Here is a 10,850-nt window from a genome sequence, read left to right as displayed (position 1 = left end):
TCCGTTTTCCGTTCCCCCCGCTTCTCAATCGAAGCAGTCGGTTCGGATTTCGTTTCCAGCGCCCTGTTGGAGCGGGCTTCCCGACTTTATCAGATTTCTCTGAGCCGGATTTCCACTCGCTTTCCGGGAGCTCCGCCCCGCACTCGAAGTGCTGCGGTGTTCCCTCTGCGGTGGAGCCGTAAACGTACTGGACGGCCGCGCCCGATGCAAATCGGCAGCGGGGGCGGCCGTCCATACGGCTGATGCCGTGTCAGACCCCAGGGGGATCAGACGGGTCAGACGGGTCAGACCTCGACGACGATCGGGAGGATCATCGGCCGGCGGCGGTAGCTGTCGGAGACCCACTTGCCCACCGAGCGGCGGACGAGCTGCTGGAGCTGGTGGGGCTCGGCGACACCGTCCGCGGCGGCCCTGGCGATGGCCTCCTCGATCTTCGGGACGACGGCGTTGAACGCCGCGTCCTCGATGCCGGAACCGCGGGCCTGGATCTGCGGGCCGCTGACGACCTTGCCGGTCGTGCTGTCGACGACCACGAAGACGGAGATGATGCCTTCGTCCCCGAGGATGCGGCGGTCCTTCAGCGAGGCCTCGGTGACGTCGCCGACCGAGAGGCCGTCCACGTACACATAGCCGGCCTGCACCTTGCCGACGATCTTCGCCTGGCCGTCGACCAGGTCGACCACCACGCCGTCCTCGGCGATGACGATGTGGTTCTTGGGAATGCCCGTCAGAGCGCCCAGTTCGGCGTTGGCCCGCAGGTGGCGCCATTCGCCGTGGACCGGCATCAGGTTCTTCGGCTTGCAGATGTTGTAGAAGTACAGCAGCTCGCCGGCGGAGGCGTGGCCCGAGACGTGCACGCGGGCGTTGCCCTTGTGGACGACGTTGGCGCCCCAGCGGGTGAGGCCGTTGATCACGCGGTAGACCGCGTTCTCGTTGCCCGGGATCAGGGACGACGCGAGGATCACGGTGTCGCCGCGGACGATCCGGATCTGGTGGTCGCGGTTGGCCATGCGCGAGAGCGCGGCCATCGGCTCGCCCTGGGAACCGGTGCAGACGAGCACGACCTCGTCGTCCGGCAGGTCGTCGAGGGTCTTGACGTCGACGACGAGACCGGCCGGGACCCGCAGGTAGCCCAGGTCACGGGCGATGCCCATGTTGCGGACCATCGAGCGGCCGACGAAGGCGACCCGGCGCCCGTACTCGTGGGCGGCGTCGAGGATCTGCTGGATGCGGTGGACGTGGCTGGCGAAGCTGGCCACGATGATCCGCTTCTGCGCGCCCGCGAAGACCTGGCGCAGCACGCCCGAGATGTCGCGCTCGGGCGGGACGAAGCCGGGGACCTCCGCGTTGGTGGAGTCCACCAGCAGCAGGTCGATGCCCTCCTCGCCGAGCTTGGCGAAGGCCGGGAGGTCGGTGAGGCGGCCGTCCAGCGGGAGCTGGTCCATCTTGAAGTCGCCGGTGTGCACCGCCATGCCCGCGGGGGTGCGGATGGCGACGGCCAGGGCGTCCGGGATGGAGTGGTTGACCGCGACGAACTCGCAGTCGAAGGGGCCCAGGCGCTCGCGGTCGCCCTCGGCGACCTCGAGGGTGTACGGGCGGATGCGGTGCTCCTGGAGCTTCGCCTCGATCAGGGCGAGGGTCAGCTTGGAGCCGATCAGGGGAATGTCCGGCTTCTCGCGGAGCAGGAAGGGGACGCCGCCGATGTGGTCCTCGTGGCCGTGCGTGAGCACGATGCCCTCGACGTCGTCGAGGCGGTCCCGGATGGACGAGAAGTCGGGCAGGATCAGATCGACTCCGGGCTGCTCCTCCTCGGGGAAAAGCACTCCGCAGTCGACGATCAGCAGGCGGCCGTCGTACTCGAAGACCGTCATGTTGCGGCCGATCTCACCGAGACCGCCGAGCGGGGTGACGCGCAGGCCGCCCTTGGGAAGCTTCGGCGGCGCGCCGAGTTCAGGGTGCGGGTGGCTCAAAAGACTCTCCTCACCACGCACGCCACATGCCCCTCCGGGCACATGGCGCGCATGACATTCGTGCACTTGCAATTGTTTTCGATCTTCAGTTTTGCTCGATCTTCAGTTGTTCTCGGTATTCGGTTGTGAAGTCTGGGTGCTAGAGCTGTACCCCGCCGGCGGCGAGATCGCTCTTGAGCTGCTCGGTCTGCTCGTCCGTGAGGCCGACGAGGGGCAGCCGCACCGGGCCCGCGGGCAGGCCCTGGAGCGCCAGGGCGGCCTTGGTGGTGATCAAGCCCTGAGTGCGGAACATACCGGTGTACACGGGGAGCAGGCGCCGGTGGATCTCGGCCGCCTTGTCGACGTCGCCGGATCGGTGCGCCTCGAGCATCGCGCGGAGCTCGGCGGTGACGAGGTGGCCGACGACGGAGACGTAGCCCACGGCGCCGATGGACAGCAGCGGCAGGTTGAGCATGTCGTCGCCGGAGTACCAGGCGAGGCCCGAGCGGGCCATGGCCCAGCTCGCCGCGCCGAGGTCGCCCTTGGCGTCCTTGTTGGCGACGATGCGCGGGTGCTCGGCGATGCGGACCATCGTCTCGGTCTCGATCTCGACGCCGCTGCGGCCGGGGATGTCGTAGACCATCACGGGCAGGCCCGTGGCGTCGGCGATCGCCGTGAAGTGGCGGCGCAGGCCCTCCTGCGGGGGCTTGCTGTAGTAGGGCGTGACCACGAGGAGGCCGTGGGCGCCCGCCTGCTCGGCGGCGCGGGCCAGCTCGATGCTGTGGTGGGTGTCGTTGGTGCCGGCTCCGGCGACGACGTGGGCGCGGTCGCCGACCGCTTCGACCACGGCGCGTACGAGCTGGGCTTTCTCCGCATCGCTGGTGGTGGGGGACTCACCGGTGGTGCCGTTGACGACAAGGCCGTCGTTGCCTGCGTCCACGAGGTGGGCGGCGAGGCGCTGAGCGCCGTCGAGATCGAGGGCGCCGTCGGCGGTGAAGGGCGTGACCATGGCGGTCAGGACCCGCCCGAAGGGCGTCTGCGGTGTGGAGGTCGGAGCCATAGGGGCCACGCTACTCGTTGCTCACCGTGAGGTACCCCCTCGGGGAGTGCCTAAAGGGATCCCGGCACTGCCTGCTCGGGGGTTCAAGCAGTGCCGGGTCCGTTTTTTCAGCGTAGATGAAGGTGACGAAACGCCGCAATACGGACACCTTGCCTGCTGGTCCCGTAGCAGCGCGTCACCGCTGGTCGACGCGCCCCACGGGGCGGGCGACGCGGCCTACGGGGCGACGCGGCCGTTCTTGTTGAAGGCCTCGTAGGTGAGCGGCATGAGCTCGGCCCACGCCGCCTCCATCTTCTCGCCCACCATCTCGATCTCCCGCTGCGGGAACGAGGGGACCTTCGCCAGCTCGTGCTGGGTGCGCAGCCCGAGGAAGTGCATCAGGGAGCGGGCGTTGCACGTGGCGTACATCGAGGAGAAGAGGCCGACGGGAAGGACCGATCGGGCGACCTCGCGGGCGACGCCAGCGGCCAGCATCTCCTGGTACGCCTCGTACGCCTGGCGGTAGCTGTCCTCCATGGCGCGGCCGGTCAGCTCGTGCTGCGCCTGGGTGCCCTCGACGAAGACGTACTTGCCCGGGCGGCCCTCCTGGACCAGCTTGCGGGACTCGCCCGGCACGTAGAAGACGGGCTCCAGCTCGCGGTAGCGGCCGGACTCCTCGTTGTACGACCAGCCGACGCGGTGCCGCATGAACTCGCGGAAGACGAAGATCGGGGCGCTGATGAAGAAGGTCATCGAGTTGTGCTCGAAGGGGCTGCCGTGGCGGTCGCGCATCAGGTAATTAATGAGCCCCTTGGACCGCTCGGGGTCCTTGGTGATCTCTTCGAGGGACTGCTCGCCGGCCGTGGAGACCCGGGCCGCCCACAGCACGTCCGAGTCGGCCGCGCTGTGCTTGACCAGCTCGACGGTCACATCGCTGCGGAACCTGGGCTTCAAGTCCTCGGTGGGGGTGTCGCTCACCGGCGGGGTCCTTCCTTGTGCTGTTGTGCTTGGCCGCCGCCAAGCCTAAGCGCCACCACTGACACTCGGCCGACACCGGCCCGTGGGCGGCCCCCGGCGGCCGCCCGGTTCCCGCTGCCACAGGAAGGCCCGGCACGCCAGTTGATATTTTTCACAGAAGTTATGGAGAATCGGGCACCTCTTGCCCGGTTCGCGCGTCTTCAGGTGTGACAGCACACTTTCGAGGTTCCTAGGAGAGCCCACCATGTTCCGCCGGCGAGAGCCCGTGCCGTTCGCCTTCGTCGCCGAGGCCGAGCGCTACCGCAGCAACGTCACCCCACCGCCCCGAGGCGGTGCCAGTCGTTCGGAGATACTCGGCCGGACGCTGGTGGGGTTGACGGTGGCGGCAGGACTGATAGGCGCGCTGCTGTTCGGAATGCCGTCGCTGGAGACGGGTCAGCAGAACCCGGGCCACAGCCAGAAGTCCGAGGCCAACGCGGGCCGCTGATCACCGGCCCGGGGGCACCGGATACCCTCACCGCGCACAGTCGTTCGACTGTGGGTATGTGAGTGAGGAACCCGTCGTGCCCCTGCCCTTTCCGACAGCCGAACGCGACGGCGACATCGCGACCACGACCGACGTCGCGACACCGACCGACACGACCACGACCGTCGACACGACCACGACCACGACCGTCAAGAAGAGCGCGACCGACACCATCGCCGCGCTCCTCGCCTCAGAGGACCTGTACGAGGACCACCGCCGTTGGCGGCGCCCGTACCACCCCGGTCCGCTGCGGGTGGGGGGCGCGGCGATGCTGCTTCTGCTGGCCGCGTACCTCCTGGTGTCCGGCGTGATCATCGCCGCGGCGGGGGCCCTGCCCGGTGCGGGCGTCTGCTTCGCGATCGCCGCCGTGCTGATCACGATCGCGGTGCGGACGGTGCGCACGGGCATCTGGGTGAGCCCCCAGGGGCTGCGTCAGCAGCGGCTGCTGCGCGCCGTGACGCTGTCCTGGGCCGAGGTGGCCGAGGTGCGGACCGTACAGCAGCCGGTGCGGGTGGTGGGGACGCCGCGGACCGCACAGGGGCAGGCGCTCGTGGTGCGGCGTACGGACGGCGGGACGCTGCCCGTGCTGGTGACCGACCGGAACGCCGATTTCGTGGGGCGGCCGCAGGCCTTCGCGGCGGCGGCGGACGCCCTCGAGGACCGGGTGGCCGAGTTCACGGCGTAGCCGGAGCGGATGACGGGCGGATGACGGAAGGGCCGGGGCTTCGCGCCCCGGCCCTTCGTCGTCTTGTCGTCTCAGACGCCCAGGGCGCTGATCTGCTTGCCGTCGTGGAGGGCGATCGCCCGCTGCATCGCCTTGCGGGCCCTGGGGGTGTCACGGGCGTCGTGGTAGGCGACCGCGAGGCGGAACCAGCAGCGCCAGTCGCCCGGGGCTTCCTCCGTCTCGGCCTTGCGGCGGGCGAAGACCTCGTCCGCCGAGTCCCGGTCGATCCGCCCGCCGGGCGTCCGTACGAGCTCGTCGACCGGGAGGCCGCCCTCGGCCTCCAGCTCGCGGGCCAGCCGGTTGGCGTCGCGGGCGAACTTGGTGGTCCGGTAGAGGAACCAGGCCCCGATGAACGGCAGGATCATCACCGCCAGCCCGAAGGCGACGGTGACGACGGTGCCCTGCTGGATGAGCATCACGCCGCGGCTGCCGACCAGGACGAAGTAGACGACCAGGACGGCGGCCAGGGCGAAATAGACGATCTTGGCGCGCACGGTACTCAGCCCAGGTCCAGGAAGTTTTCCAGGCCGAACGTCAGGCCCGGCGTGGAGACGACGCGGCGGGCGCCCAGCAGGATGCCCGGCATGAAGCAGCTGTGGTGCAGCGAGTCGTGGCGGATGGTGAGGGTCTCACCGGTGTCGCCGAGCAGCACCTCCTGATGGGCCAGGAGGCCGCGCAGCCGGACCGAGTGGACGGGCACGCCGTCGACGTCGGCGCCGCGCGCGCCCTCCAGGGCCGTGGTGGTGGCGTCGGGCTGCGGGGCGCAGCCGGCCTCGCGCCGCGCGGCGGCGATGAGCTGCGCGGTGCGGGTGGCGGTGCCGGAGGGGGCGTCCGCCTTGTTGGGGTGGTGGAGCTCGACGACCTCGACGGACTCGAAGAAGCGGGCGGCCTGCTGGGCGAAGGCCATGGTGAGGACCGCGCCGATGGAGAAGTTCGGGGCGATGAGCACGCCGGTCCCGGGCGACGCCTCCAGCCAGGAGGTGAGCTTCGCGAGGCGGTCCTCGGTCCAGCCGGTGGTGCCGACGACGCCGTGGATGCCGTTGCGGACGCAGAACTCGAGGTTCTCCATCACCGAGTCCGGGTGCGTCAGCTCGACCACGACCTGGGCGCCGGCCTCGGTCAGGGTCTCCAGACGGTCGCCCCGGCCGAGCGCGGCCACCAGCTCCATGTCGTCGGCGGCTTCCACGGCCCGTACGGCTTCGGAGCCGATCCGGCCCTTGGCGCCGACGACCGCCACGCGCAGCTTGCTCATCGTCCCTGCTTCCCCTTGTGTGCCCGTCGGCGGTGCCGTCGGCGGGCGCGGTTTTACGAAACGGCCTCGTGCAGGCGGGCGGCCTGCTTGTCCTTCAGCGGGCCGATCACGGACAGCGAAGGACGCTGTCCCAGTACATCGCGGGCCACTTCGCGGATCTCGTCCGGGGTGACGGCGGCGATGCGGGCCAGCATGTCGGAGACCGACATCTGGTCGCCCCAGCACAGCTCGCTCTTGCCGATGCGGTTCATCAGCGCGCCCGTGTCCTCCAGGCCGAGCACCGTGGAGCCGGAGAGCTGGCCGATGGCGCGGCCGATCTCCTCGTCCGTCAGGCCCTCGGTGGCGACCTTGTGGAGCTCGTCGCGGCAGATCCGCAGCACGTCGTGGACCTGGCTGGGGCGGCAGCCGGCGTAGACGCCGAAGAGGCCGCAGTCGGCGAAGCCCGAGGTGTAGGAGTAGACGGAGTAGGCGAGGCCGCGCTTCTCCCGGACCTCCTGGAAGAGCCGCGAGCTCATGCCGCCGCCGAGGGCGGTGTTGAGCACGCCGAGGGCCCAGCGGCGCTCGTCGGTGCGGGAGAGGCCGGGCATGCCGAGGACGACGTGCGCCTGCTCGGTCCGGCGGCCCAGCACCTCGACCCGGCCGGCGGTGCGGATCGCCTTGGCGCCGGTACGGGGGGCCATCGGGACGGCGTCCGTGCGGCCCAGGGCGCCGGCCTTCTCGAAGGCGGCGCGGACCTGGCGGACGACCTTGGCGTGGTCGACGTTGCCCGCGGCGGCCACGACCAGGTGGGTCGGGTCGTAGTGCTTCTTGTAGAAGCGGCTGATCTGGTCCCTGGTCAGGGCGTTGATCGTGTCGACGGTGCCGAGGACCGGGCGGCCGAGGGGGGTGTCGCCCAGCATGGTGTAGGCGAACAGGTCGTGGACGCAGTCGCCGGGGTCGTCCTCGGTCATGGCGATCTCTTCGAGGATCACCCCGCGCTCGGCGTCGACGTCGGCCGGGTCGATCAGCGAGCCGGTGAGCATGTCGCAGACGACGTCTATGGCCAGCGGCAGATCGGTGTCGAGCACCCGCGCGTAGTAGCAGGTGTACTCCTTGGCCGTGAAGGCGTTCATCTCGCCGCCGACCGCGTCGATGGCGGCGGAGATGTCGAGGGCGCTGCGCTTGGCCGTGCCCTTGAAGAGGAGGTGCTCGAGGTAGTGGGTGGCCCCGTTGAGGGTCGGCGTCTCGTCGCGGGAGCCGACGTTCGCCCAGATGCCGAAGGTCGCGGAGCGGACGGACGGCAGGGTCTCGGTGACCACGCGCAGACCGCCCGGGAGGGTGGTCCGGCGGACGGTGCCGATGCCGTTCTCGCCCTTGAGAAGCGTTTGGGTACGGGCGACGGCCCGCCCCTCCGAGGAGGGGCGGGCCGTCTTCCGTGTACTACGGGACGTCACTTGGCGGACTCGTCCTTAGCAGCCTCGTCGCCGTCCTCGCCCTCGATCACGGGGATCAGGGAGAGCTTGCCGCGCTGGTCGATCTCGGCGATCTCGACCTGGACCTTGGCGCCGACGCCGAGGACGTCCTCGACGTTCTCCACGCGCTTGCCGCCGGCCAGCTTGCGGATCTGCGAGATGTGCAGCAGGCCGTCCTTGCCCGGGAGCAGGGAGACGAACGCGCCGAAGGTCGTGGTCTTGACGACCGTGCCCAGGTAGCGCTCGCCGACCTCCGGCATGGTCGGGTTGGCGATGCCGTTGATCGTGGCGCGGGCGGCCTCGGCGGCCGGGCCGTCGGCGGCACCGATGTAGATGGTGCCGTCGTCCTCGATCGTGATCTCGGCGCCGGTGTCCTCCTGGATCTGGTTGATCATCTTGCCCTTGGGGCCGATGACCTCACCGATCTTGTCCACGGGGATCTTGACGGTGATGATCCGCGGGGCGTTCGGGGACATCTCGTCCGGCGTGTCGATCGCTTCCATCATCACGTCGAGGATGTGGAGGCGGGCGTCGCGGGCCTGCTTGAGGGCCGCGGCCAGGACGGAGGCCGGGATGCCGTCCAGCTTGGTGTCGAGCTGGAGGGCGGTCACGAACTCCTTGGTGCCGGCGACCTTGAAGTCCATGTCGCCGAAGGCGTCCTCCGCACCGAGGATGTCGGTGAGGGCGACATAGTGGATCTTGCCGTCGATCTCCTGGGAGATCAGGCCCATGGCGATGCCGGCGACGGGGGCCTTCAGCGGCACACCGGCGTTCAGCAGCGACATGGTGGAGGCGCAGACCGAGCCCATGGAGGTGGAGCCGTTGGAGCCGAGGGCCTCGGACACCTGACGGATCGCGTAGGGGAACTCCTCGCGCGTCGGCAGGACCGGCACGATCGCGCGCTCGGCGAGCGCGCCGTGGCCGATCTCGCGGCGCTTGGGGGAGCCCACGCGGCCGGTCTCACCGACGGAGTACGGCGGGAAGTTGTAGTTGTGCATGTAGCGCTTGCGGGTCACCGGGGAGAGGGTGTCCAGCTGCTGCTCCATGCGGAGCATGTTGAGGGTGGTGACGCCCAGGATCTGGGTCTCGCCACGCTCGAACAGGGCGGAGCCGTGCACACGCGGGATCGCCTCGACCTCGGCGGCCAGCGTACGGATGTCCGTGATGCCACGGCCGTCGATGCGGACCTTGTCCTTGATGACGCGCTCGCGCACCAGCGACTTGGTCAGCGAGCGGTACGCGGCGGAGATCTCCTTCTCGCGGCCCTCGAACTGCGGGAGCAGCTTCTCGGCGGCGAGCTCCTTGACGCGGTCCAGCTCGGCCTCGCGCTCCTGCTTGCCGGCGATGGTGAGCGCCTGGGACAGCTCGGTGCGGACGGCGGCGGTCAGCGCCTCCAGGACGTCGTCCTGGTAGTCGAGGAAGACCGGGAAGTCGGCGGTCGGCTTGGCGGCCTTCGAGGCGAGCTCGGCCTGGGCCTTGCAGAGCACCTTGATGAAGGGCTTCGCGGCCTCGAGACCGGCGGCGACGATCTCCTCGGTCGGGGCCTCGGCGCCGTCCTTGACGAGCTGGATGGTCTTCTCGGTGGCCTCGGCCTCGACCATCATGATCGCGACGTCGCCGTCCTCCAGGGTGCGGCCCGCGACCACCATGTCGAAGACGGCGTCCTCGAGCTCGGTGTGGGTCGGGAAGGCCACCCACTGGCCCTTGATCAGCGCGACGCGGACGCCGCCGATCGGGCCGGAGAAGGGCAGGCCGGCCAGCTGCGTGGAGCAGGAGGCGGCGTTGATCGCGATGACGTCGTACAGGTGGTCCGGGTTGAGGGCCATGACCGTGGCGACGACCTGGATCTCGTTGCGCAGGCCCTTCTTGAAGGACGGGCGCAGCGGGCGGTCGATCAGACGGCAGGTGAGGATCGCGTCCTCGGAGGGGCGGCCCTCACGGCGGAAGAAAGAGCCGGGGATCTTGCCGGCCGAGTACATCCGCTCCTCGACGTCCACCGTGAGGGGGAAGAAGTCGAGCTGGTCCTTGGGCTTCTTCGACGCGGTCGTGGCCGAGAGCACCATGGTGTCGTCGTCCAGGTAGGCCACGGCGGAGCCGGCGGCCTGACGGGCCAGGCGGCCGGTCTCGAAGCGGATGGTGCGGGTGCCGAAGGCGCCGTTGTCGATGACGGCCTCGGCGTAGTGGGTCTCGTTCTCCACCAGGGATATCTCCTCTTCTGCGTCGCCGCCCGTGTGGCGGTGACGGTGGCGGAGGGGCGTCTCGGCTGGCCGGTCTTCGATCGAAGCACCCGGATTTCCCTGATCCGGGGGCCACTACCGAGGACCGGCGGCGAGCGGAGCGCTCCTCCTCATACGGTTTCGCGTTGCGGGATCCAGATTACAAAGCTTCTGCTTCCCACGGGATACGCAAAGGGAGCGGCCCCCAGGTGGTGGGAACCGCTCCCTTCATGGCGTCTTACTTGGCGCCCGCGGCACCGCGGCGGATGCCGAGGCGCTCGACCAGGGCGCGGAAGCGCGTGATGTCCTTCTTGGCCAGGTACTGCAGGAGGCGGCGACGCTGGCCGACCAGGATCAGCAGACCACGACGGGAGTGGTGGTCGTGCTTGTGCATCTTGAGGTGCTCGGTCAGGTCCGAGATGCGGCGGGTGAGCAGCGCGACCTGGACCTCGGGGGAGCCGGTGTCGCCCTCCTTGGTGGCGAACTCGGCCATGATGGTCTTCTTCGTGGCGGCGTCGAGCGACACGCGTACTCCTTATGAGTCTCGTTTTGGCCACCGAGTGCCCCTGGTCTCTGTCTCAGGGGAGCTTCCGTTACTCGGGAGGCGGGGTCCGCTGGGCGCTGTCCCCAGACGCCCTGGCGGGCGGTCCGGAGGCGCGTACGCAAACGGCCACTGGACACAGTAGCAGCCCGGGGGCCGGTTTCCGGCCTCCGG

10 protein-coding genes are annotated in these 10,850 nt (G+C 69.6%); 2 read left to right on the top strand and 8 right to left on the bottom strand.

The window, feature by feature from the left end; all coding sequences use genetic code 11:
* Positions 1-284: 284 nt before the first annotated feature.
* From ACX9I7_RS29235 to thyX, 3 genes are all read right to left on the bottom strand, one after another.
* Complete coding sequence (locus ACX9I7_RS29235; protein ID WP_126916378.1) at positions 285-1,970, bottom strand: ribonuclease J; 1,686 nt, start codon at positions 1,968-1,970, stop codon at positions 285-287.
* 139 nt (positions 1,971-2,109) lie between these two features.
* Positions 2,110-3,009 carry a 4-hydroxy-tetrahydrodipicolinate synthase gene (dapA, locus tag ACX9I7_RS29230; RefSeq protein ID WP_387565491.1) on the bottom strand — a complete coding sequence of 300 codons (900 nt, stop codon included), beginning with the start codon at positions 3,007-3,009 and terminating at the stop codon, positions 2,110-2,112.
* 216 nt (positions 3,010-3,225) lie between these two features.
* A complete protein-coding gene (thyX, locus tag ACX9I7_RS29225; RefSeq protein ID WP_189451005.1) occupies positions 3,226-3,966 on the bottom strand; it encodes an FAD-dependent thymidylate synthase in 741 nt (246 codons plus the stop codon).
* A 244-nt stretch (positions 3,967-4,210) separates the two neighbouring features.
* On the opposite strand from thyX, the gene ACX9I7_RS29220 reads away from it, so the two are divergent.
* Both ACX9I7_RS29220 and ACX9I7_RS29215 read left to right on the top strand, forming a co-directional pair.
* Positions 4,211-4,453 (top strand): hypothetical protein, encoded by a 243-nt coding sequence (locus ACX9I7_RS29220; protein ID WP_189451006.1) that lies wholly within the window; start codon positions 4,211-4,213, stop codon positions 4,451-4,453.
* A 76-nt stretch (positions 4,454-4,529) separates the two neighbouring features.
* The gene (locus ACX9I7_RS29215) at positions 4,530-5,177 is read left to right on the top strand and encodes a hypothetical protein (protein WP_392753674.1); all 648 of its coding nucleotides are present in this window, start codon (positions 4,530-4,532) and stop codon (positions 5,175-5,177) included.
* A gap of 71 nt (positions 5,178-5,248) precedes the next feature.
* On the opposite strand, the gene ACX9I7_RS29210 is transcribed toward ACX9I7_RS29215, so the two are convergent.
* The 5 genes from ACX9I7_RS29210 to rpsO all read right to left on the bottom strand — a co-directional run bounded on the left by ACX9I7_RS29210 (position 5,249) and on the right by rpsO (position 10,661).
* Entirely contained in the window at positions 5,249-5,710 is a 462-nt protein-coding gene (locus ACX9I7_RS29210; RefSeq protein ID WP_358630373.1) for a hypothetical protein, read from the bottom strand.
* A 5-nt stretch (positions 5,711-5,715) separates the two neighbouring features.
* Positions 5,716-6,468 (bottom strand): 4-hydroxy-tetrahydrodipicolinate reductase, encoded by a 753-nt coding sequence (gene dapB, locus ACX9I7_RS29205; protein ID WP_126916373.1) that lies wholly within the window; start codon positions 6,466-6,468, stop codon positions 5,716-5,718.
* 53 nt (positions 6,469-6,521) lie between these two features.
* Positions 6,522-7,901: a M16 family metallopeptidase gene (locus ACX9I7_RS29200; RefSeq protein WP_459389016.1), complete on the bottom strand. Its 1,380-nt coding sequence runs from the start codon at positions 7,899-7,901 to the stop codon at positions 6,522-6,524.
* Positions 7,898-10,117, bottom strand: coding sequence for a polyribonucleotide nucleotidyltransferase (locus ACX9I7_RS29195; protein WP_189451009.1), 2,220 nt, complete (start codon positions 10,115-10,117; stop codon positions 7,898-7,900). Before ACX9I7_RS29195 ends, ACX9I7_RS29200 begins: the two co-directional genes overlap by 4 nt.
* Positions 10,118-10,373: 256 nt before the next feature.
* Positions 10,374-10,661: a 30S ribosomal protein S15 gene (rpsO, locus tag ACX9I7_RS29190; protein WP_387565499.1), complete on the bottom strand. Its 288-nt coding sequence runs from the start codon at positions 10,659-10,661 to the stop codon at positions 10,374-10,376.
* Positions 10,662-10,850: the final 189 nt, after the last annotated feature.

Source organism: Streptomyces sp. L500 (genome assembly GCF_054551825.1).
Note: the sequence above shows the minus strand (reverse complement) of the source record. Positions and strands in the feature narration are given on the sequence as shown.